Raw genomic sequence first — 21,591 nt, 5'->3', positions numbered from 1 at the left:
TTTCTCAGTGACCGACCATGGCTTCACCCGAGGCGGCCATGATCTTTTCCTTAGAGACATCCGAACCGAATTCGGCTGAGATCCGCCCCCGGTGCATGACGATGATGCGGTGCGCGATACTCAGGCATTCGCCAACTTCGGAGGTCGTATAGATGACCGCCAGCCCTTGCTTGGCCTTCTCAGCCAGTAGCTTGAACACCTCAGCCTTCGCACCAATGTCGATGCCCCGGCTTGGTTCATCCAGCAGGATTACTTCCGGCTCGGTCGCCAGCATCTTGCCGATCACGACCTTCTGCTGATTACCCCCAGATAGCGAGCCAATCGCCGCGTCGCCGCCATCCGTCTTGATATGAACATTCTTGATCGATTGATCGATGATGTTCTTCTCGCTCTTTTGGGACGTGAAGAGGCCTTTGGTGATCTCGGCAATGCTGGCCAGAGACAGGTTCTTTCCGACCGTCATCGTCTGGACCAGACCATCACGCTGGCGATCTTCTGGAACCAGAACCAGCCCCTTTTCAATGCGTTGTGCGATGGTAAGGCCCGAGACGTCGTTACCTTTGAGAAGCACACGACCACTACTGGCCTTCAGACGACCGGCGACCGTTTCCAGAAGCTCGGTGCGGCCTGCGCCCATAAGCCCATAGATGCAAACGATTTCGCCTGCCCGCACATTGAGCGACAGCCGGTCAACCAGCGCGAAATCCGCGCCTGCGGGATCTGGAACCGTCAGGTTCTCAACGGAAAGGGCAACATCTCCCCATTCATAACCGGTTGGCGGAGACCCAAGATCAAAATTCTCGCCCACCATATTACGAACGATCCATTCCAGATCGATTTCGTTGCGAGGCGCATAGGCCGTCATCGCGCCATCACGCAATACAACAGCGTGATTGGTGATCTGTAGCGCTTCTTCGAGATGGTGCGAGATGTAGACAATCGCGACGCCACGGGATGTCAGATCGCGGATGACCTTGAACAGCACCTCGACCTCCGACGCACTCAATGCGGAGGTCGGTTCATCCATGATGAGAATGCGGGAATTGACCGAAAGCGCGCGCGCAATTTCCACGATCTGCTGCTGGCCGAGTCGCAATTCCTCGACCGGCGTCAACGGATCGATATCCTCTTCCAGTTCCTGCATCAGTTCACGCGTGAGGCGTTCTTCCTCGGCAAAATTAACGCCAGTCGGCGTACGGATTTCGCGCCCCATGAAAATATTATCGCGCACATTCATGTTCGGCGCGAGGCTCAGTTCCTGATGGATGATCGAGATGCCCCGATCACGCGCCTCGGTCGACGAGTTGAACGTCACCGGTTCGCCATCCAGTATGATCGTGCCGGATGTCGGTTGAATCACCCCCGACAGCACCTTCATCAAAGTCGACTTGCCAGCGCCGTTTTCGCCGAAAAGCGTGGTGACCTGACCGCGACGTATCTCGAAATTCACACCCTTGAGAGCGTGAATGCGGCCATAGGATTTGGCGACATTCTGCGCGGCCAGAACGACATCACCGTTCTTGCCTTCAATTCCGGGATTTTCGATTGTTGCGCCGGCGCTCATTTCACTGCGAACTCCACCGGCGTCACGAGCCAGTTTTTGGGATTGACGAGCTTGAATACGCCGGTGACTGAAACGGTCTTGCCAACGAGATTGTCGGTATCCACACCCTGCAGAACCTGCTTCTTCATTTCGTTGTTGAGCGCAGAACCTGCATTTTGAAATTCGATCTGGTTCTTGAACTGACCAAATTCGATTGTGCCGGTCGCATCGCGCAAATCTGTGCCATTGACGGCAGGACCGGTCTGGACCCGTATCGCCATGCCTTCAGGCAAGCCATCGACCTTGATCACGTTATAGTTCGACTTGCGCTCTTCAACGACGCCGGTGAACTTCACAGGTATGACCGGATTGACGCTGCCGACACCGTATTTCTTGCCTGCCGCAGCCTTATCGGCTGCCAACGCCGTTCCGACTTCAGCTGCATCAGCGGCACGTTCGATAATGCTCGACTTGACCTTCGGGAACTCGGAAGCGCCATAAGCGTCAGGCGAAAATGCCTGCTGACGCACATCGGAATCAGAACCGATCTTAACGACCTTGGTATCAAATCCAATCGCGCCTATAACCACTACAGCCGTAATCACGCTCCAAAGTATGGCGCGGTTTTGCTTGGGCGAAGCTCGCGAAACTTGATTAGTCTGTGCACTCATTATTCAAACCTGCCGAATTGTCGGAACGGATCGCGGCCGAATCCGACCGCCGTGAACACTCACCTGTTTGCAAATCGCCCTGCCGTCAGGCCGGGCCCGACGGAGCTGTCCACCCGCGCGGCAACCTGGACAATGGACAAAATCATGACATCCTCCACATGGTCCCAGGGCTCCGCTCCTCCGTGCCTACTGGAAACAGGCATGGCCACCTGCTTTATGATAGCGACGTGTTATTAATTCCAATAATGATGTTATAAACGATGATATCTGTCAATCAGATGTTTTGGAACAGGCGGCAATAGACTGTGTTTCGGCGCGAAATCCGCCCGTTATGGCATTGGAAACGACTGTTTCAATCCACATATTTAAAGACCATCGCGGCTGCTGGCGACCGGATCGCGGCTCAGTATCTGCTCTGTCAAGATCATGATAATTTGTTATAAATCAAAGATTTAAATCATTATCACCAGACGATTTCAAGCTGCCAAAGGATCGAAAATCGCCTCTACTGTCGAAGCGGCTTCCCTTCCGCTAACAAGTTTGTGAAAAATAATTCGTGCACATAAAAATTTTACAGACATTCCCGAGCCGTTATGTTATCTCCCCTATACGCGAATGCCCGATTTCATTAAAAACAGGGTTGCGGCGACGCATTTCAGTCGCGGGAGGAATCCAGATGTCGATAAAAACGTGTAGTTGCCATGCGTCATAAAGGTGATCTCATCATCGGGATCGACGCTGGCACGTCCGTCCTCAAAGCAGTCGCGTTTGATTTCAAGGGTCGTCAGATTGAATCTGCAGCCGTGCGCAACAAATACGAGACGGGTGATCACGGCGCCGTAACCCAGTCTCTTTCACAAACCTGGAAAGACTGCGTCAGCGCGCTACTGGGCCTTGCAGAAAAAGTTCCAAACCTGCGCGAGAGGGCGGCGGCGATCGCCGTCACCGGCCAGGGCGACGGCACATGGCTTGTCGGCAAAGACAACCAGCCGGTCACCGATGCGTGGATCTGGCTCGATGCGCGCGCCGCCACAACAGTGACGCGGCTTGCCGCTGGTCCCATGAACCGCGCACGCTTCGAAGCGACCGGCACGGGGCTCAATACGTGCCAGCAAGGCTCGCAAATGGCGCATATGGATAGTGTCGCGCCAGAGCTGCTCGACCAGACAGAAGTCGCGCTCCACTGCAAGGATTGGCTCTATCTGAACCTCACCGGCATTCGTGCCACCGACCCATCGGAAGCAAGCTTCACCTTCGGCAATTTCCGCAACCGCCAATATGACGATGTCGTCATTGAAGCATTGGGCCTACAAAAACGCCGCAAGCTTCTGCCCGAAATCATCGACGGCACACAGATCATGCATCCGCTGAGTGCAGAGGCGGCAGCAGCAACCGGCTTGCTGGCCGGAACGCCCGTCAGCCTCGGCTATGTGGACATGGCCATGACTGCGCTCGGTGCTGGCGTTCGTGGCGGAGCCTCCGATGCTGGCTGCTCCACAATCGGCTCCACGGGCGTGCACATGCGCGCAAAGCCGGTCGCGGACATTCACCTCAATCGGGAAGGCACCGGCTATGTTATCGCATTGCCAATTCCCGGCATCGTGACGCAAGTTCAGACCAATATGGGCGCGACGATCAATATCGACTGGATATTGCAGGTGGCCGCCGACCTCATGTCCACACCGGACAAGCCTGTTTCGCTAAACGATCTTATTCCACGCCTCGACGAATGGTTCAATGCGAGTCGACCGGGCGCGATCCTCTATCATCCGTATATTTCGGAAGCAGGCGAGCGCGGACCTTTCGTCAATGCCAGCGCACGTGCAAGCCTCATCGGTCTTTCAAGCCGCGATCGTTTCCCCGAACTGGTGCGATCCGTGGTCGAAGGACTGGGCATGGCGACGCGCGATTGTTATGCGGCAATGGGCGACATGCCAGCCGAGCTGCGCATCACGGGTGGGGCCGCGCGATCACGCGCTTTGCGCAGCACACTCAGCGCATCCATCAATGCACCGGTTCGCGTTTCCTCTCGCGAGGAAGCCGGAGCTGCCGGTGCGGCGATGATGGCTGCTGTCGCCATTGGCGCCTATCCAACCATGGACGACTGTATCGCCGAATGGGTGGAGCCTCTGCTTGGAACCCCGGAAGCGCCCGACGCCTCCCGCGCACGGCACTATGAAGAGCTTTATCTTGCCTATCGGGAATCCCGACTGGCGCTGGCGCCGGTTTGGGACCAACTGGCCGCCGACAGGTAAGACCGGGCGGATTGCCCGCGGCGATATGATGAGACGTGCCGAAACATCGGCATTCCAAGGAGCATGCAATGGCTGAGATGGAAACTTGTGACCTGTTTGTGATTGGCGGCGGCATCAATGGCGCGGGCGTGGCGCGCGATGCTGCCGGGCGCGGTCTCAAAGTCGTTCTGGCCGAAAAGGACGATCTGGCGGAAGGCACTTCGTCACGTTCCGGTAAACTTGTCCATGGCGGCCTGCGCTATCTGGAATATTACGAGTTTCGCCTTGTCCGGGAAGCTTTGATCGAACGCGAAGTCCTGCTCAACGCGGCACCGCACATCATCTGGCCGATGCGTTTCGTTTTGCCCCACAGCCCCCAGGACCGTCCGGCATGGCTTGTGCGGCTTGGCCTGTTTCTCTACGATCATCTCGGGGGACGCAAGAAACTTCCCGGTACCCGCACGCTCGATCTCAGGCGCGACCCGGAAGGCACACCGATCCTCGACCAATATACCAAGGGCTTCGAATATTCAGACTGTTGGGTCGATGACGCCCGCCTTGTCGCGCTCATTGCGCTGGGCGCTGCCGAAAAGGGAGCGACCATCCTCACCCGTACACCGGTTGTGTCGGCACGCCGCGAAAAAGGTGGTTGGATCGTTGAAACGCGCAACCGCGATACAGGCGAACACCGTAGCTTTCGCGCCCGCTGCATCGTCAATTGCGCAGGCCCCTGGGTCACAGATGTCATCCACAATGTGGCCGGATCGAATTCCAGCCGTAATGTTCGCCTAGTCAAGGGTAGCCATATCATCGTCCCCAAATTCTGGGCCGGTTCGAATGCCTATCTCGTCCAGAACCACGACAAGCGCGTGATCTTCATCAACCCTTATGAAGGGGACAAGGCGCTGATCGGCACCACAGACATTGCCTATGAGGGTCGGGCGGAAGACGTTGCCGCAGATGAAAAGGAAATCGATTATCTGCTCGCCGCGGTGAACCGCTATTTCAAGGAAAAACTGCGCCGGGAAGACGTGCTGCACGCATTCTCAGGCGTGCGCCCATTGTTCGATGACGGCAAAGGCAACCCTTCGGCTGTCACGCGCGACTATGTTTTCGATCTGGATGAAACCAACGACGCGCCCCTTCTGAACGTGTTCGGCGGAAAAATCACCACGTTCCGCGAATTGGCTGAGCGCGGCATGCACCGCCTGAAGCATATTTTCCCCAATATGGGGGGCGACTGGACCCATGGCGCGCCGCTACCCGGCGGTGAAATACCCAACGCCGATTACGAAACCTTCGCCAATAGTTTGCGCGACAGCTATCCCTGGATGCCACGCCAGCTTGTGCACCATTACGGTCGTCTTTATGGTGCCCGTACCAAGGATGTCGTCGCTGGTGCGACAGCACTTTCGGACCTAGGCCGCCATTTCGGCGGCAATCTCTACGAGGCCGAAATTCGCTATCTGGTCGCAAAGGAATGGGCGAAGACGGCACAGGATATTCTCTACCGCCGCACGAAGCATTACCTGCACCTGACTGAGGCCGAACGCGCCGCCGTCACGGAATGGTTCGACAACACGCATATTGCTGCCTGAGGACGACATGGCCCTTACGCTCTCTTTGAATACCAACCCGCTGGTCAATCGTTTTGCCGAGCCTGATGATCTGATCGAAACGGTGGCCCGCGATCTGCGTCTGCGCGATCTTCAGCTGACCCATGAATTCATCAATCCCAGCTGGCAGTCCTCTACGATCCGTCGCCTGACGCGCGCGATGGACAAGGCCTTGCAGCGGACAGGCGTGCGCGTGACATCAGGCATGACCGGCCCCTATGGTCGCCTCAATCACTTCGGCCATCCCGACCGCGAGGTGCGCCGCTATTATGTCGACTGGTTCAAGACCTTTGCCGATATTATCGGCGACCTTGGCGGCAAATCGGTCGGCACACAATTTGCGATCTTTACGTATAAAGACTTTGACAATCCGGCACGTCGCGAAGAGCTTATAGAGATTGCAATCGACTGCTGGGCGGAAGTGGCCGACCATGCAGCCGGTGCCGGATTGGATTATGTGTTCTGGGAGCCGATGAGTATCGGTCGGGAATTCGGCGAAACCATCGCCGAATGCGTGAAACTTCAAGCTCGCCTGACCGCTGCAAATATGACGATCCCGATGTGGATGATGGCCGATATCGATCACGGCGATGTCACATCGGCCAATCCGGACGACTTTGACCCCTATGCCTGGGCCCGTGCGGTGCCAAAAGTTTCGCCGATCATCCACATCAAACAGAGCCTGATGGATAAGGGCGGCCATCGTCCGTTCACCGCAGCCTTCAACGCCAAGGGTCGCATTCAGCCAGAACCTTTGTTGAAGGCTTTTGCCGAGGGTGGCGCTGAAGACAACGAAATTTGCCTCGAACTTTCGTTCAAAGAACGCGAACCGAACGACCGCGAAGTCATTCCGCAGATTGCGGAAAGCGTGGCTTTCTGGGCGCCGTACATTGACACGGGCGTCCATGATTTGAAGATATAGACCAAGGCGGAATCCGGTCGATGCGCCACCACGTTCGACCGGATAATGCTTCAAGTGAAAGACCTTAGGTGCGCTTCTCTGAAACGATCAGATCGAAGCGCGCCGGATATGCGAGAGGAGCCGGACAGCTCGAAATGGCAGATGCAGACGATTCCCTCGCCCTTCGTGCAGCCTGGCTCCACTTTGTTGCAGGCATGACCCAGTCAGCCGTTGCCAAGCGCCTCGGCCTGCCTTCGGTCAAAGCGCACCGTCTTATCGCCAAGGCGGTTGCGGATGGGGCCGTCAAGGTCACCATCGACGGCGACATTACCGAATGCATTGATCTGGAAAACCGTCTCGCGGATCGCTACGATATCGATTATTGCGAAGTCGTTCCTGATATTGGTGAAGAAGGTCTGCCCCTCACCGCGCTTGGCCATGCGGGTGCAAATTTTCTTCGCCGCGAAATCGAACACGGCGACCATGAGGTGATCGGCATCGGCCATGGCCGTACCCTGTCGGCTGCGGTGAACTATATGCCACGCGTTGTGGCAAATGATTTGCGCTTTGTCTCGCTTCTCGGCGGCCTTACGCGCAATTTCGCCGCCAATCCCCATGACGTGATGCATCGCATCGCGGAAAAAACGGGTATGCCTGCCTATGTGATGCCGGTGCCCTTCTTCGCCAACACGGCTGAAGATCGCGAAGTGCTGCTTGCCCAGCGCGGCGTCACCACCGTTTTCGACATGGGGTGTCGTGCAGAATTGAAAATTGTCGGGATCGGTACGGTTGATTCTCAAGCGCAACTCGTGACATCCGGCATGATCGAACTCGCCGAAGTCGAAGAAATCGCTTATCTTGGCGGCGTCGGCGAAATGCTCGGACATTTCTTCGATGCCAATGGCAAGCGCCTTGAAACTGGCCTCACCGCACGCACCATCGCCGCATCGGTCGAAAACGCGGATATGAGCCGCATTATTGCTCTTGCGGGCGGCTTGCCGAAAGCCGAAGCCATTCGAGCCGTTCTGAAAAGCGGGCGCCTTTACGGCCTTATCACCGATGAACGCACGGCTAAATTCCTCGTCGAATAATAAACGCGAAAACGTAACAAAATCACATTTATTGTAGATTTTTTTGTGATTTTGTGATTTATCGTCGCTGAATGTTCCGCGAGAGAGATCGGACACAAGCGTGAAGCGCGACGACAGAAGACAGGCGATCATAAATTTACTGATTGAAAATCAGTCCGTCGATCTCGACGATCTGTCGGATCGCTTTGCGGTGTCCAAAATGACGATCCATCGCGATCTGGATTCGCTCGAAGAATCCGGCGTTTTGCGCAAGGTTCGTGGCGGCGCGACAATGGATGCAGGCTCGCAATTCGAAAGCGATTTTCGGTTTCGTGTGCGCCAGGACAATGAAGCCAAGCTTCAGATGGCACGAGCAGCACTGGAACTGATCGAGCCGGGCATGACTGTCATGATCAATGACGGTTCCACCGCGGCAGTTCTGGGCGGGCTTTTTCCCGAAAAGCGGCCACTAACTGTCATCACCAACAACGCGGTCATCATTGATGAGCTGAAAGGCGAAAGCGGGATCAATCTCATTGCCCTCGGCGGCGTTTTCTCGTCCAAGTTCAACGCATTTTTTGGCCTTCTGACGGAAGAGGCACTGTCGCATCTGAGTGCCGACATCGCCTTCATTTCGACACCCGCCGTCAATGGCAGACTCGTCTATCATATGGACGAAAATGTCGTGCGCACCAAACGCGCAATGACCGCTTCGGCAACACGCACCTGCCTTCTGGTCAATCATCAGCGCTTCGGGCGTCCCGCTTTGCATGTCATGGCCGACCTCGCCGACTTCGATGCCATCATCACCGATACATCCCCTGGCCGCGAAATCACGGCCGAGCTGGAACAGGCTGGGATCAAACTGACAATAGCAGACTAGGAAAGAGCATTTAGGCATGGCCAGATTTTGGGTTGGAACGAGCTGGAAAATGAACAAGACGCTGGCGGAAGCGTGGGCATTTGCCGACGCGCTGAAGGCCGCTGACGGCGAACATTCGGCTGATATTCAGCGTTTCATCATTCCACCCTTCACCGCTGTGCGTGAAGTGAAGGAAATCCTGTCCGACACTTCTGTAAAGGTCGGCGCACAAAACATGCATTGGGCTGATAAAGGCGCATGGACCGGTGAAATTTCTCCGCTGATGCTCAAAGACTGCAATCTCGACATCGTGGAACTCGGCCATTCCGAGCGTCGCGAACATTTCGGCGAGACCAACGAGACTGTTGGCCTTAAGGTTGAAGCTGCGGTGCGTCACGGGCTGATCCCGCTGATCTGCATCGGCGAGACATTGGAGGACCGTGAAAGCGGTCGGGCGGCAGAGGTTCTCGCGGAAGAAGTGCGCGGCGCGCTGTCCAAATTGTCGGACGAGCAAAAGCAGGCCGAAATCTTGTTCGCTTATGAGCCCGTCTGGGCCATCGGCGAAAACGGTATTCCCGCTTCCGCAGACTATGCCGATGCTCGGCAGGCAGAAATTATCGCCGTCGCTGAAGGCATTCTCGGTCGCCGCGTGCACTGTCTTTACGGCGGCTCGGTCAATCCCGGCAATTGCGAGGAACTGATTGCCTGCCCGCATATTGACGGCCTCTTCATCGGACGCTCAGCCTGGAACGTCGAAGGCTATCTCGAAATTCTGGCCAAATGCGCAGCCAAGATTCAAGTGAATTGAGAATTCAGACTAGTTAAGGAGTGAGATCATGAAAATTGCAGTAGCAGGAGACAGCGCTGGCGAAGGTTTGGCCAAGGTTCTTGCCGACCACCTCAAGGACCGTTTCGAGGTTTCGGAAATCTCGCGCACCGATGCCGGTGCCGACGCGTTCTACGCTAATCTTTCCGACCGTGTTGCATCGGCTGTTCTGGACGGCACCTATGACCGCGCCATTCTCGTCTGTGGCACTGGTATCGGCGTCTGCATCGCGGCCAACAAGGTTCCGGGCATTCGCGCAGCGCTGACGCACGACACCTATTCGGCGGAACGCGCCGCTTTGTCGAACAACGCCCAGATCATCACAATGGGCGCCCGCGTCATCGGATCGGAAGTCGCCAAGACCATCGCCGATGCATTCCTCGCCCAGACCTTTGACGAAAACGGTCGCTCGGCTGGAAACGTGAACGCCATCAACGATGTTGACGCCAAGTACAACAAGCGCTGATTTATCCGTCAGGGAATGACCATAAAAAAGCGGACGGGAAACCGTCCGCTTTTATTTTTACTGCAGCTAAGAGCTTAGCTGAACTTCGGATCGAGCGAGCCGTCGAGATAGCGCTTCGCCATATCGGCCAGCGGGATCGGGCGGATGGAGGATGCGTGACCGGCTGTGCCGAACTGCTCGAAACGGTCCTTGCAAAGCTTGGTCATCGCCGCCATGGCCGGCTTCAGATATTTGCGCGGATCGAACTCGCTCGGATCTTCCTGCAGGATGCGGCGGATCTGGCCGGTCATCGCCATACGGTTATCCGTATCGATATTGATCTTGCGCACGCCGTGCTTGATGCCGCGCTGGATTTCCTCGACCGGCACACCCCAGGTCGGCTTCATCTTGCCGCCGAACTTGTTGATGATTTCCTGAAGGTCTTCCGGCACAGACGACGAGCCATGCATGACAAGATGCGTGTTCGGCAGCTTGCGATGAATTTCTTCGATCACATTCATGGCCAGCACCGAACCGTCCGGCTTGCGGCTGAACTTGTAAGCGCCGTGCGAGGTGCCCATGGCAATCGCCAATGCATCGACCTTGGTTTCGCGGACGAATTTCACCGCTTCATCCGGGTCGGTCAGAAGCTGGTCGTGCGAGAGCTTGCCTTCCGCGCCGTGGCCGTCTTCTGCATCACCCATACCGGTTTCGAGCGAGCCGAGAACGCCGAGTTCACCTTCCACCGAAATGCCGCCGAGATGCGACATTTCGCTGACGCGGCGCGTGACCGAGACGTTATAGTCCCAATCGGCGGGTGTCTTGCCGTCGGCCTTGAGCGAGCCGTCCATCATCACCGAAGTGAACCCGGCCTGGATAGCCGTCATGCAGGTGGCGGCCTCATTGCCGTGATCAAGATGGACGCAAACTGGAATGTGCGGATAGATTTCCGTCACTGCATCCATCATATGGCGAAGCATGATATCGTTGGCATAAGAACGCGCACCGCGCGATGCCTGCAAGATAACGGGCGCATCAACGGCATTGGCCGCCTCCATGATCGCCAGTGCCTGTTCCATATTGTTGATGTTGAATGCCGGAACGCCATAGCCTTTTTCGGCTGCGTGATCGAGCAATTGACGCAGTGTGATGCGTGCCATTTTTCAGTCTCCCTACCAGTCGCGGTCAGATGCGCTCACGCGCGTAATATTCACCCAGAACATCCACCTCTTCAGCAACGCCAAACACGAGCGCGCTTCGCTCATGGTAGGATTGCGGCAGAATATCGAGGATGGCGGTTGAACCGTTGGTCGCTTTCCCGCCTGCCTCCCGGCAAAGGAAAGCGATCGGATTTGCTTCATAAACAAGCCGCAGGCGGCCCTTCTCGTAGCCCGCACGGCGATCATCCACATAGAAGAAGAGGCCGCCGCGCTGCATGATGCGATGCATGTCCCCAACGGCGGCGCCGAGCCAGCGCATGTTGAAATTGCGACCGCGCGGACCATCTTTGCCGAGGAAGGCGTCATTCACATAGGCCTGCATGCCCGGTGAAAGATGCCGCTGAACGGATGCATTGAACGCAATATCCGACGTGCGTTCCGGCAGGGTCACATTGCGGCGCGTAATCTGGAAGATATCGCTCGCCGGATCGAAGGTGGCGAAAATCACGCCATCGCCAACCGAAAAGCAGAGATCGACAGAATTGCCGTAGGACACATAGCCCGCTGCAATCTGCTTGCTGCCCGGCTGAAGAAAAGGCTCGTCCGTATCAGCGGGGAAGAACGAGAAGATCGTGCCGAGCGGTGCGCCGAGACCAACATTGCCGGAACCGTCAAGCGGGTCGATGGCGACCGCAATCAGACCATCCGCCTTCCCCGCCACAGGTAGATCCGCTTCTTCCGATAAAACGGCGGCCACACCGGCTTCAATCAGCAAATCGACGAACAGATTGTGCGAGCCGACATCGATGCTTTTCTGCTGATCCTGATCGCTATTGACGCCAACAAGCTTGCCCGGATCACCCGGCAACGAACCGCGTGCGATGCGCCCGGCAAGCCTGCTCGCGCCGGTCAAAATGGCTTTGATTGCAGTGGCTGTTGCCAGTCGCAGGGCATCTTGTCCAGCCCAGCCCTCGAGATAGTCTCCAACGGTCTCAGCTTCGATGCGGTCATTATCGCCAGCCAGAACCAGCGGCGCGAAAGTGCCAGCCATTATTATTTACCTTGCTCCAGAAGAAATTTCGCCGAGCATCGACGAGGAAGCGTCGAGCCGTTCATGCCAATCACGTCGTCTTGGATGCAGTCTGCCAGTTGCAGCATGTCGGATACGGGCGAGGCGAAATTCATGGCGGCAACCTCCTTGCCAATCACTGATTTTTTGCCTGCCGCACGCATATTCGTGAGAAAGGTCAGCGGGCCCCAGCCCACTAACATCATCCTGAGATATTAACAACGTGGCTATAACATTATAACGATTTAAATGTGATTTTGTGTTCAATTTTTTTATTTCGTGATCAGTGAAATTCTGCCATCTCCTTGGAAACATTATGTTTCAACCACATCGCCTCTTCGTAGAGATTCAAGGTTGAACCGAGGTTGTAAAGCGAGTCACTGCCTCATTGCGGCGATCATGCTTCTCAAACCGACCATATTCCATTCCATGCATGAACAAGGGTCCTGCCGTTGCGAAACTGGCCGGTTGCCAGCATTGATATGCCTGCTATGAGTGGAGATACTGTTTCGAGATAGATCGCAGCTGAAGGCGCGCGCAATGTGCAAGGCACGGAAATGAACGAGGATTTCGGATCGCTGGATGACGAGCTTGAGCGCGCGCGCGTTGCCTGGCTCTATTTTATCGGTGGGCAGACCCAGCAAGAAATTGCACAGCGGATGAACATCACCCGGCTCAAGGTCAACAAGATCATCGGGCATGTGCGCGAGTCGGGGCAGGTGCAGGTCAACGTCAACCTGCCATTGACCGACTGCATTGAACTGGCTGAGAAGGTTGCGGCGCGATACGATCTGGTCGAGGCGGTCGTCGTGCCCGATCTCGACGATTATATCGAGCAGAAACGGGTTATCGGCGAAGCCGCAGGCACGATGGCGTCGGAACTGATTGAAGGGCGCGACATGGGCGTCGGGATCGGCTCTGGCAGAACCTTGAGCTTTGCCGTCCGCAGGCTCCATCTACGTCCCAAGCCGGAGAGCTGGGTGGTCGGATTGACAGGCGGCGTCACCAGTGGTTCGGCGACAAACACATTCGAAGTTGCCACTGATTTTGCCCGTGCATTGGGCGTGGAATGTCACTACCTGACCGCGCCGATCTATTGCGCAAACCCGGAAAGCCGCAATGCGCTGCTGCTCAATGATGAACTGACCGATGTTCTGGCGAGAACAGAAATTGCTGATATCGGGCTTGTTTCATGCGGCCCGCTGACGCAAGAAACGTCACTGACACATATCCGGGTTGTCAAAGATAATCTCGATACGGTGCTGAAACTTGGCGCCGTCGGAGAATTTATGGGTTGTTTTCTCGACGCTCAGGGACGACCAATCGAACATTTTCTCAATGATTCAATCATTGCCCTGCCGCCGGACAAGCTCAAACTCAAACCCGTCTCGGTACTCGTTTCTGGTGGTCTCAATAAAATTCCAATCATCCGCGCCATATTGCGCGGCGGCTATGTCAATCGTCTCGTCACCAATGAAGGCGTAGCCCGGGCCTTGTTGCAGGGGCCGCGTTAAGCAGCCTCTGCAACAAGAGCATGTCTCCCGAAAATAGGAACGGGCTTCGGGAGACATGCGTAAAACTAAACATAGAGGTGGCCCAACGAAGACGCCTGTAGGGAAACTCTCCAGCAATTCTTACTTCTTCGCAGCGGTCTGCAAGGCTTCCGCCATGGCGCGCAGCGTCACAAATGTCGATGCTGCGCCGGGATCGATGTGGCCCACTGAACGCTCGCCGAGTTTGGCGGAACGACCACGACGCGATTCCATGGCAGCCGTCGATTTCATACCGGCTTCTGCACCATCACGAGCCGCAAGAAGGACATCCAGCGTCGAGCGGCCCTGCTTTGCGGCCTCCGCAGCGGCAGCCACAGCGGGAACCCACGCATCGATCATGGTCTTATCGCCCGGCTCGGCGCGGCCCCGATCACGAATGCCCTGACACGCCGCCGCCAGCCAATCGGCCATGCCCACGCCATCAAGGTTCAGGCGGTTGCTGACCGCAGTGCCAGCGCGCAGGAATGCCGTCGCGTAGAGCGGTCCCGAGGATGCACCCACCGCGTCGAGAAATGCCTTGGCCATGCGCTTGCAGATGGCTTCAATGGTTTCGTCTTCCGGTGCGTCTTCCAGCGCGTGCTGCACAGCCTTCCAGCCGATCTCCATCGTGATGCCGTGATCGCCGTCGCCGATAACGCCGTCCAGCTCCGATAGCCAGTTTTTCTCGGCGATGATCTGCTCGCCGACATTGGCCATCATGATCTTGAAAATGGCGGGCGTAACATCGCCTTCCTTGATTAGCTCACGCGGCGCATCATGGGCGGGCTCGCGAGTTTCTGCAGCATGTTCCACCTTGTGGCTGCGACCGGCCAGACGCGCCTTCGGCTGCACGGCGCCAACCGTCAGCGCGGGCGTATGACACGGATGGTCGAGCAGCGCCTGCAATGTATCGTCGAGCTTCATCAGCGTAATGGAAGCGCCAGCCATTTCGAGCGATGTTGCATATTCGCCCACCCAGGACGCGTGGATGCTCACGCCCTTGGCATCCAGCAACTGCTTGACGCGGCGGAAAACCAGATAGAGCTCGATCTGCGATGTTGCGCCAAGTCCATTGACCAGAACTGCAACGCGGTCACCGCGCTTGAGGGCCAGTTCTTCCAGAATGGATGCCATCAATTCGTCGGTGACGGCATCGGCAGGCGCAAGCTTTTCGCGACGGATACCCGGCTCGCCATGCAGCCCCATGCCGATTTCCATATCCTCGTCGCCGATGGTGAAATTCGGCTTGCCGGTCTGCGGCAAGGAACATGGGCTGAGCGCAACCCCCATGGAACGCGTGGCCTCGTTCGCGGCCTGCGCAAGTGCTTCAACGCGCGCCAGTGGTTCACCGAGATCGGCGGCGGCCCCTGCAACCTTGAATACGAAGAAATCACCTGCAATGCCGCGCCGTTCCGTCTTCCGCTCCGGCGGTGCGGAAGCCACATCGTCGGCGACAGCCACATGGCGCACGTCCATGCCACTCTGAGCCAGTTCTTCCGCAGCCATTGTAAAGTTCAGTACATCGCCGGTGTAATTGCCGTAAAGCATGAGAACGCCGACACCGCCATCCGCCGCGCGCGCCGCCTCGGCTATATGCGATGGCGATGGCGAGGCGAAAATATTGCCAACCGCCGCAGCATCGGCCAGTCCGCGACCGACATAACCAGCAAAAGCAGGCTCATGTCCCGAGCCCCCACCCACAACGATACCGACCTTGCCGTCACGCGGACCATCGACGGCCACCACCGCACGCCCCGTTTCGCCTTCGACGCGCAATATATCGGGATGAGCGCCGACCATGCCTTCGATCAATTCCGCAATAATGTTTCCCGGCGCATTAATCAGCTTTTTTGTTCTGATCTGTTCATTCATGTTCGTATCTCTCATCAAACTTTAGCGACGGATTTAGAGCGGTTCCGGTTAAAACGGAATCGGAGAACCGCTATCTATTTGTTTTTACGCATTATCCGACGCAAAACCGCTACGTACTTTTGCTGGAAATGCTCTAGTTGGCATCGCGTCGCAGATAGCGGCGCGAGATTGCATCAAAGGAAATAGCGAGAACCACAATCGCACCGGATACAATCCCCTGCCAGTAAGGCGAGACACCAAACAGCACGATGATGTTTTCGATGATCGCGATGATACCCGCGCCGAGGATCGCTCCAATCGGGCTGCCGATGCCGCCCGTGGTGGCGACACCACCAATGACAGAGGCTGCAATCGGGGCCAGAACCCAGCTATCGCCGATGGACGGCTGTGCCGTTCCCAGACGCGCCACCATCAATACCCCGGCCAGTGCCGCGATAGCGCCCGCCAAGACGAACACCAGAAGGCGCACACGATTGACGCGAATACCCAGCATACGCGCACCGTCACGATTGTTGCCGATCGCGTACATATAGCGACCAAACGGCGTTTTCAGCATCACGAAGGTTGCAACCAGAAGTGCGGCAATCATCACCAGAAACGGCACCGGAACACCAACGAGATCACCACGTCCAAGAAACTGTACATCACGCGGGATGCCAGTAATCGCGACACCGCGCGTCAGCACCAGATTGGCTCCGCCGAAAATACCCGCTGTACCGATAGTGAGAACCAGCGAATGCAAGCCGAGGACAGTAACCAGCAGGCCGTTGAGCAGGCCGAGGCAAGCACCGAGACACAGCGCCAGAAGCATGGCGGTATAAGGCTCGATTCCCAGCTTGACCATCAGGATACCGGAGACGACACCGCACAAGCCGCCGATGACGCCAAGCGACAGATCGAGTTCTCCCAATACCATGAGCATGGACTGGGCAATGGTAATGAGCCCCACAAAGGCCAATCCGCGTGCAACAACCGAAAGATTATATGGCGTGAGGAAGTAAGGTGAGATCACCGCCGACAGGATGAAAATCACCAGAAGGGCAAAGAATACGCCTGCAAGCGGCGTGCGTATCAGATTGGAAAGCGGTTTAGTTTGCATCGGCTTTTACCTCTGTTCCAAAGATCGCGCCTACGAGTGTTTCATTGTTGGTTTCGGTGGCGTCATAGTCGCCAGTGATGCGCCCATTATGCATCGTGACGATACGGCTTGCGCATTTCTTCAATTCGTTCAGTTCCGAGGAAACCAGGATGACACCCACGCCCTCCTCGGCCAGATTCTTCATGATCCGATAGATTTCGGTCTTGGTGCGAATATCGATGCCCTTGGTCGGTTCATCGAAGATCAGCACACGCGGCCGCGTTGCCATGGCGCGCCCGATAATCGCCTTTTGTTGATTACCGCCCGAAAGCTGCGATATGCGCTTGCCCATGCCGGAGGTGCGGATACCGTAATCGTCGATGATCTTCTGAACGATGTTACGTTCGCGCCGGTCGTTGATGCCAAGCGAACCGCTGGTCAGTGAAAGCACCGACAGACCGATATTCTCGCGCAGCGACAGCAGCGGAAAAATCCCGTGGTGTTTACGCTCTTCCGAAAGATAGAGCATGCCGCCCGCCACAGAACGCGACGTGTCGTTCAACGTCCAATCCTTGCCCTCGACCTTCACGCTTCCGGCTCGAGCCTTGAGAAAACCGAAGATGGTCTGCATGACTTCCGAACGCCCAGCGCCGACCAGACCAGCAAACCCGAGAATCTCGCCCTTGCGCAGATCGAAGCTGACATCCTCAAATCTCGGACCCGAAAGTCCTCGAACTTCCATGATCGGCGCGCCGGTCGCGCCCGTCGGTCGGAAATGCTCGTCCAGCGCGAGATCGCGGCCAGACATGGCGCGGATAAGATCCGCCTCCGTCACGTCGCTGATCTTGCCGCTCTCAATCTTTGTGCCATTGCGAAGGATCGTATAATCATCCCCGATCTGGAAGACTTCATCCATCTTGTGACTGATGAACACAATCGCATGGTCGCGGTCGAGCAGGCTTCGAATAACCTTGAAAACGCGCTCCACCTCGACACGCGTCAGTGACGATGTTGGCTCATCCAGAATGAGAACCTTCATCTGAGAATTGGTGCAGGCGCGCGCGATTTGCAAAAGCTGCTGATCGGATACCGATATATTGGCGACCAACTGATGGGGATGCGCTTCGATACCGAACCGATCCAGATAGGTTTTGGCCTCTTCCATCAATGCGGTGCGATTGACCAGAAAACCGCCGTGACCTGTCCGGCTGAATGGCATGAACAGGTTTTCGGCCACACTCATCTGTGGGAACAGGGTCAGTTCCTGCGGAACATAGGCCACATTCTTATAGAGCGTCGGATCGGAGACAGGATCGCGCCCATCGATCAGAACCTGACCGCGCGATGCGTGATCGGTCCCGGTCAGAATTTTCACGAGGGTGGATTTACCCGCGCCGTTCTCCCCAGCGAGAATATGGGTGCGTCCGAGCTCAATCTGGAGATCGACCCCATCCAGAGCGGTCACACCGGGAAAATCCCTGCCGAGGCCGCGCGTTTCAAGATAAGCCATAGAGGGACATCCTGGACAGCATTGGACAAAGGAAGCGCGGAGAGACTCCGCGCTCCTACAGCGTGATCGGTGGGATTAGTTACCCACGTTTTCCTTGGTCAGGAATGCGTTGCCGGTATCGATATAGCCCGGAACCGGAGCGCCAGTTGCCTGTGCCCAGAGCACCATGACCGACCAGTAACCCTGCAATTCCGGCTGCGATGCCGAGGAACTGTCAGCAACGCCGTTGCGGATCATGTCCAGCATTTCCGGCAGGTTGTCGAGGCCGACGAGCGTGACCTTGCCTTGCTTGCCAGCTTCGACAATAGCCTGACCGATGCCAATCGGGCCTGCGGCATCCGAAGCGACCCAGCCCTTCAGATTTGGGTTGGCCTGCATGATTGCGGCTGCCTGCTGCTGAGCGGTTTCGATGCTGTCATTGTCGATGCCTTCAGCAACGACCTTGATGCCCGGATGCTCGGCGAAAACCTGACGATGGCAATCGGCGCGGATCGAGTGATTTGGCGCCGTCGGCACACCCATCATGATCGCGACTTCGCCTTCACCGCCAAGAACCTCGACCAGACGGCGCGCGGCGATCTTTGCCTGCTCGCAGAAGTCGGAACCGATATGGGTGATCGCCATGCCTTCCGGCGGCACGGAATCGAACAGGACGAGCGGAATCTTCTGTCCCTGCGCTTCTTCGAGCGAAGCGCGATTGCCGGACGGGTCGAGCAAGTCGAGCGCCAAGCCATCGGGACGTGTTGCCAACGCACTGTCGATGATCTGGTTTTGCTGTACGACATCCGCGCTCTGCGGAGCCGAATAAACGATTTCAACATTCGCGCCGGTCTGCGCCTTGAGCGCCGCCGCAGCTTGCTGCGCGCCATCATTCACCTTGTCGAACCAGGGATGCACGACCTTCGGTACGATAACGAAGCGATAGCTATCCTTCTTCGTCGTTCCCGGCGCATCCTGCGCGATTGCGACAGTCGGCAATGCAAAGGCGGCAAGCGCCAGCAAAGTAGCGAATTTTTTCATTAGATTCCTCCCTAAGCAAAATCAGGCCAGGCAACCTCACCTGCCCGCAAATCGATGTGCGAAACTCCATGATTTTCGTTTTACACATTAAGATCTTCGGCACATTTACAACTGTATTTTTAGAATTACAAGAGTTTAGTGACATCCTTCGTCTCGTCCGCATGTCCTCGGGCATAAAATCAGCACTTCAGGGACGACAGAATTTTCGCGACGAGCCATTGTTTTCCGTATCCCTTTTGCCTCCGGCGAAAAGGTCGCCTTCCCCTCGACGGGAAGATCAGCGATGGTTATAAAATCCTCCGAGCCTAGCGCTCGATCATCTGACAGGAGGCCACATGCAGCGTTTCATCAACAACCCCGACGAAGTAGTTGAGGACACTGTAAAGGGCTTTGTCAAAGCTCATTCCGACATTGTGCGTCAGGCTGAAAATCCGCGTGTCATCGTCGCCAAGGATGCGCCCATTGTTGGCAAGGTCGGCGTGGTGACCGGCGGCGGATCGGGCCACGAGCCGGCATTCATCGGCTATACCGGCAAAAACATGCTCGATGCGGTGGCTGTTGGAGAGCTATTCTCTTCACCGACGGCAAAAAGTTTTCATGACGCCATTCGGGAATCCAACGGCGGCAAGGGCGTCGTGGTTCTCTACGGCAATTATGCTGGCGACAACATGAACGTCAAACTGGCAGCCAAGCTTGCGGCAAAAGACGGTATCGAAATTGCAACCGTCGTCGCCAATGACGACGTGTGTTCCGCACCAGTCGACGAACGGGAAAAGCGTCGCGGCGTGGCCGGTGAAATCTTCATGTGGAAAATCGGCGGCGCCAAAGCGGCATCCGGTGCAACGCTGGAAGAAGTGCGCGCAACGGCACAAAGAGCCATCGACAATTGCCGTTCCATCGGGATCGGCCTTGGTCCCTGCACCTTGCCTGCCGTCGGCCACCCCAATTTCGAAATTGCGCCGGGCACTATGGAAGTTGGTATCGGCCATCATGGCGAACCTGGAGTTCGTGTGGAACCGCTCAAGACCGCTGACGCGATAGCCCGGGAGATGTGCCACATCGTTCTCGACGATCACAAACTTGCCGAAGGCACGGAAGTCGCCGTTCTCATATCCGGTCTTGGTGCGACGCCGTTAAACGAACTCTATATCCTCAACGATACGATCGAAACGGAAATCACCGCGCACGGCCTGAAGATCTACCGCACCTATATCGGCAATTACTTCACCTCCCTCGAAATGGTTGGCGCGACACTGACTGTCATGGCGCTTGATGATGAGCTGAAGCAGCTGCTCGATGTCGAAGTGCGCTGCACAACCATTCTGTAAGGAGAAAGCCGTGCAGACCCTGAACAACGCAAAAGCTGGCGCTATTGTCCTCGCCATGGCCGAACGGATCGTGGAAAACCGCGCTTATCTGAGCGAGATCGACGGCAAGATCGGTGACGGTGACCATGGCGTCAACATGGCCAAGGGCTTCAACATGGCTGCCGAACGCCTGAAGGGCAAAGGCGAAACGCTTGCAGCCTCGCTTGATACGCTTGGAACTGTTCTTTTGACCGAAATAGGCGGCTCGATGGGACCGCTTTACGGTGTGATGTTCACCGAATTCGCGGAAAAAATTGACGGCGTCGATGAGATTGACCCGGACACTTTCGGCCGCATGTTGCACGCTGGCCTGGAGGGTGTCCGATCTATCGGTTCGGCAAAGGTTGGGGACAAGACGCTGCTGGACACACTTGTCCCGGCCATCGAAGCATTCGATGACGCGAACACTTCCGGAAAATCCTTTTCGGATGCGCTGGATGCGCTCGTCGAAGCGGCCGAAAAGGGACGCGATTCCACAATCAACCTCGTGGCCAAGGTCGGCAGAGCAAGTCGCCTTGGCGAGAGATCATTGGGCGTACTCGATGCGGGAGCGACCTCATGCGCGATTATCTTGAAAGAGTTATCGCTCGGCGCCCGCGAACGTTTGGAGTAACATCGACGAAATGGTCGCGCGGGTTCACATAGCTCGGCGGCCCATCTGCCGGTCGTTGTTCGCGGATCAGGGGATGTCAGAGATACACATGGGGAACGGACAATGCCGCATTGCGTCCGGCAAGAAAAAGGCAAGGTCCGGGTTGTGCTGGATGACAGAGCGCCTGACCGGACACACATTCCGGGGCCAGGGCTGACGGCAC

At 56.6% G+C, this 21,591-nt stretch carries 19 protein-coding genes; 10 read left to right on the top strand and 9 right to left on the bottom strand.

All coding sequences use genetic code 11. The features are described from left to right. Positions 1–4: 4 nt before the first annotated feature. Positions 5–1,564, bottom strand: coding sequence for a sugar ABC transporter ATP-binding protein (locus JAU75_RS13425; RefSeq protein ID WP_199057003.1), 1,560 nt, complete (start codon positions 1,562–1,564; stop codon positions 5–7). Further along, entirely contained in the window at positions 1,561–2,214 is a 654-nt protein-coding gene (locus JAU75_RS13420) for a DUF2291 domain-containing protein (protein WP_199057002.1), read from the bottom strand. Before JAU75_RS13420 ends, JAU75_RS13425 begins: the two co-directional genes overlap by 4 nt. 701 nt (positions 2,215–2,915) lie before the next feature. Here JAU75_RS13420 and JAU75_RS13415 point away from each other — a divergent pair. The 7 genes from JAU75_RS13415 (at position 2,916) to JAU75_RS13385 (ending at position 10,189) form a co-directional block, all read left to right on the top strand. Further along, a complete protein-coding gene (locus tag JAU75_RS13415; RefSeq protein WP_199057001.1) occupies positions 2,916–4,469 on the top strand; it encodes an FGGY-family carbohydrate kinase in 1,554 nt (517 codons plus the stop codon). A 68-nt stretch (positions 4,470–4,537) separates the two neighbouring features. Then, entirely contained in the window at positions 4,538–6,046 is a 1,509-nt protein-coding gene (locus tag JAU75_RS13410) for a glycerol-3-phosphate dehydrogenase (protein WP_199057000.1), read from the top strand. Between the two features lie 7 nt (positions 6,047–6,053). Further along, positions 6,054–6,986, top strand: coding sequence for a TIM barrel protein (locus tag JAU75_RS13405; protein WP_199056999.1), 933 nt, complete (start codon positions 6,054–6,056; stop codon positions 6,984–6,986). Positions 6,987–7,120: 134 nt separating this feature from the next. Further along, entirely contained in the window at positions 7,121–8,056 is a 936-nt protein-coding gene (locus tag JAU75_RS13400; RefSeq protein WP_199056998.1) for a sugar-binding transcriptional regulator, read from the top strand. A gap of 100 nt (positions 8,057–8,156) precedes the next feature. Beyond that, on the top strand, positions 8,157–8,918 hold the full coding sequence (locus tag JAU75_RS13395; protein WP_199056997.1) for a DeoR/GlpR family DNA-binding transcription regulator: 762 nt from the start codon (positions 8,157–8,159) through the stop codon (positions 8,916–8,918). 16 nt (positions 8,919–8,934) lie between these two features. Then, positions 8,935–9,705, top strand: coding sequence for a triose-phosphate isomerase (locus JAU75_RS13390; protein WP_199056996.1), 771 nt, complete (start codon positions 8,935–8,937; stop codon positions 9,703–9,705). Positions 9,706–9,733: 28 nt separating this feature from the next. After that, positions 9,734–10,189, top strand: a complete 456-nt coding sequence (locus tag JAU75_RS13385; protein WP_199056995.1) for an RpiB/LacA/LacB family sugar-phosphate isomerase — start codon at positions 9,734–9,736, stop codon at positions 10,187–10,189. A 74-nt stretch (positions 10,190–10,263) separates the two neighbouring features. On the opposite strand, the gene fba is transcribed toward JAU75_RS13385, so the two are convergent. The 3 genes from fba to JAU75_RS13370 are packed head-to-tail and all read right to left on the bottom strand — an operon-like array spanning position 10,264 to position 12,594. Beyond that, a complete protein-coding gene (gene fba / locus JAU75_RS13380) occupies positions 10,264–11,328 on the bottom strand; it encodes a class II fructose-bisphosphate aldolase (RefSeq protein ID WP_109365861.1) in 1,065 nt (354 codons plus the stop codon). A gap of 25 nt (positions 11,329–11,353) precedes the next feature. Beyond that, a complete protein-coding gene (locus JAU75_RS13375; protein WP_210339292.1) occupies positions 11,354–12,379 on the bottom strand; it encodes a class 1 fructose-bisphosphatase in 1,026 nt (341 codons plus the stop codon). Between the two features lie 2 nt (positions 12,380–12,381). Continuing rightward, positions 12,382–12,594 (bottom strand): hypothetical protein, encoded by a 213-nt coding sequence (locus JAU75_RS13370; protein ID WP_199056994.1) that lies wholly within the window; start codon positions 12,592–12,594, stop codon positions 12,382–12,384. A 360-nt stretch (positions 12,595–12,954) separates the two neighbouring features. On the opposite strand from JAU75_RS13370, the gene JAU75_RS13365 reads away from it, so the two are divergent. Further along, positions 12,955–13,911: a sugar-binding domain-containing protein gene (locus JAU75_RS13365; protein WP_199056993.1), complete on the top strand. Its 957-nt coding sequence runs from the start codon at positions 12,955–12,957 to the stop codon at positions 13,909–13,911. Positions 13,912–14,031: 120 nt separating this feature from the next. On the opposite strand, the gene dhaL (JAU75_RS13360) is transcribed toward JAU75_RS13365, so the two are convergent. From dhaL (JAU75_RS13360) to JAU75_RS13345, 4 genes are all read right to left on the bottom strand, one after another. Continuing rightward, positions 14,032–15,801, bottom strand: coding sequence for a dihydroxyacetone kinase subunit DhaL (gene dhaL, locus JAU75_RS13360; RefSeq protein WP_199056992.1), 1,770 nt, complete (start codon positions 15,799–15,801; stop codon positions 14,032–14,034). Positions 15,802–15,934: 133 nt separating this feature from the next. After that, positions 15,935–16,900, bottom strand: coding sequence for an ABC transporter permease (locus tag JAU75_RS13355; RefSeq protein WP_199056991.1), 966 nt, complete (start codon positions 16,898–16,900; stop codon positions 15,935–15,937). Further along, a complete protein-coding gene (locus tag JAU75_RS13350) occupies positions 16,890–18,389 on the bottom strand; it encodes a sugar ABC transporter ATP-binding protein (protein ID WP_199056990.1) in 1,500 nt (499 codons plus the stop codon). Before JAU75_RS13350 ends, JAU75_RS13355 begins: the two co-directional genes overlap by 11 nt. Before the next feature lie 75 nt (positions 18,390–18,464). Beyond that, positions 18,465–19,409 (bottom strand): substrate-binding domain-containing protein, encoded by a 945-nt coding sequence (locus JAU75_RS13345; RefSeq protein WP_109365855.1) that lies wholly within the window; start codon positions 19,407–19,409, stop codon positions 18,465–18,467. 335 nt (positions 19,410–19,744) lie between these two features. On the opposite strand from JAU75_RS13345, the gene JAU75_RS13340 reads away from it, so the two are divergent. Beyond that, entirely contained in the window at positions 19,745–20,737 is a 993-nt protein-coding gene (locus JAU75_RS13340) for a dihydroxyacetone kinase subunit DhaK (protein WP_199056989.1), read from the top strand. 10 nt (positions 20,738–20,747) lie between these two features. Continuing rightward, the gene (gene dhaL, locus JAU75_RS13335) at positions 20,748–21,389 is read left to right on the top strand and encodes a dihydroxyacetone kinase subunit DhaL (protein WP_199056988.1); all 642 of its coding nucleotides are present in this window, start codon (positions 20,748–20,750) and stop codon (positions 21,387–21,389) included. Positions 21,390–21,591 lie beyond the last annotated feature (202 nt).

The sequence above is a fragment of the Ochrobactrum sp. Q0168 genome (assembly GCF_016427605.1).
Taxonomy (GTDB): domain Bacteria; phylum Pseudomonadota; class Alphaproteobacteria; order Rhizobiales; family Rhizobiaceae; genus Brucella.
The sequence above is the reverse complement of the archived record's forward strand: the minus strand, read 5'-3'. Positions and strand labels throughout refer to the sequence as shown.

Coding starts and splice junctions, on each gene's coding strand:
- JAU75_RS13425 (WP_199057003.1), bottom strand. CDS start 1,564: ATGAGCGCCGGCGCAACAATCGAAAATCCCGGAATTGAAGGCAAGAAC.
- JAU75_RS13420 (WP_199057002.1), bottom strand. CDS start 2,214: ATGAGTGCACAGACTAATCAAGTTTCGCGAGCTTCGCCCAAGCAAAAC.
- JAU75_RS13415 (WP_199057001.1), top strand. CDS start 2,916: ATGCGTCATAAAGGTGATCTCATCATCGGGATCGACGCTGGCACGTCC.
- JAU75_RS13410 (WP_199057000.1), top strand. CDS start 4,538: ATGGCTGAGATGGAAACTTGTGACCTGTTTGTGATTGGCGGCGGCATC.
- JAU75_RS13405 (WP_199056999.1), top strand. CDS start 6,054: ATGGCCCTTACGCTCTCTTTGAATACCAACCCGCTGGTCAATCGTTTT.
- JAU75_RS13400 (WP_199056998.1), top strand. CDS start 7,121: ATGGCAGATGCAGACGATTCCCTCGCCCTTCGTGCAGCCTGGCTCCAC.
- JAU75_RS13390 (WP_199056996.1), top strand. CDS start 8,935: ATGGCCAGATTTTGGGTTGGAACGAGCTGGAAAATGAACAAGACGCTG.
- JAU75_RS13385 (WP_199056995.1), top strand. CDS start 9,734: ATGAAAATTGCAGTAGCAGGAGACAGCGCTGGCGAAGGTTTGGCCAAG.
- fba (WP_109365861.1), bottom strand. CDS start 11,328: ATGGCACGCATCACACTGCGTCAATTGCTCGATCACGCAGCCGAAAAA.
- JAU75_RS13375 (WP_210339292.1), bottom strand. CDS start 12,379: ATGGCTGGCACTTTCGCGCCGCTGGTTCTGGCTGGCGATAATGACCGC.
- JAU75_RS13365 (WP_199056993.1), top strand. CDS start 12,955: ATGAACGAGGATTTCGGATCGCTGGATGACGAGCTTGAGCGCGCGCGC.
- dhaL (WP_199056992.1), bottom strand. CDS start 15,801: ATGAATGAACAGATCAGAACAAAAAAGCTGATTAATGCGCCGGGAAAC.
- JAU75_RS13355 (WP_199056991.1), bottom strand. CDS start 16,900: ATGCAAACTAAACCGCTTTCCAATCTGATACGCACGCCGCTTGCAGGC.
- JAU75_RS13350 (WP_199056990.1), bottom strand. CDS start 18,389: ATGGCTTATCTTGAAACGCGCGGCCTCGGCAGGGATTTTCCCGGTGTG.
- JAU75_RS13345 (WP_109365855.1), bottom strand. CDS start 19,409: ATGAAAAAATTCGCTACTTTGCTGGCGCTTGCCGCCTTTGCATTGCCG.
- JAU75_RS13340 (WP_199056989.1), top strand. CDS start 19,745: ATGCAGCGTTTCATCAACAACCCCGACGAAGTAGTTGAGGACACTGTA.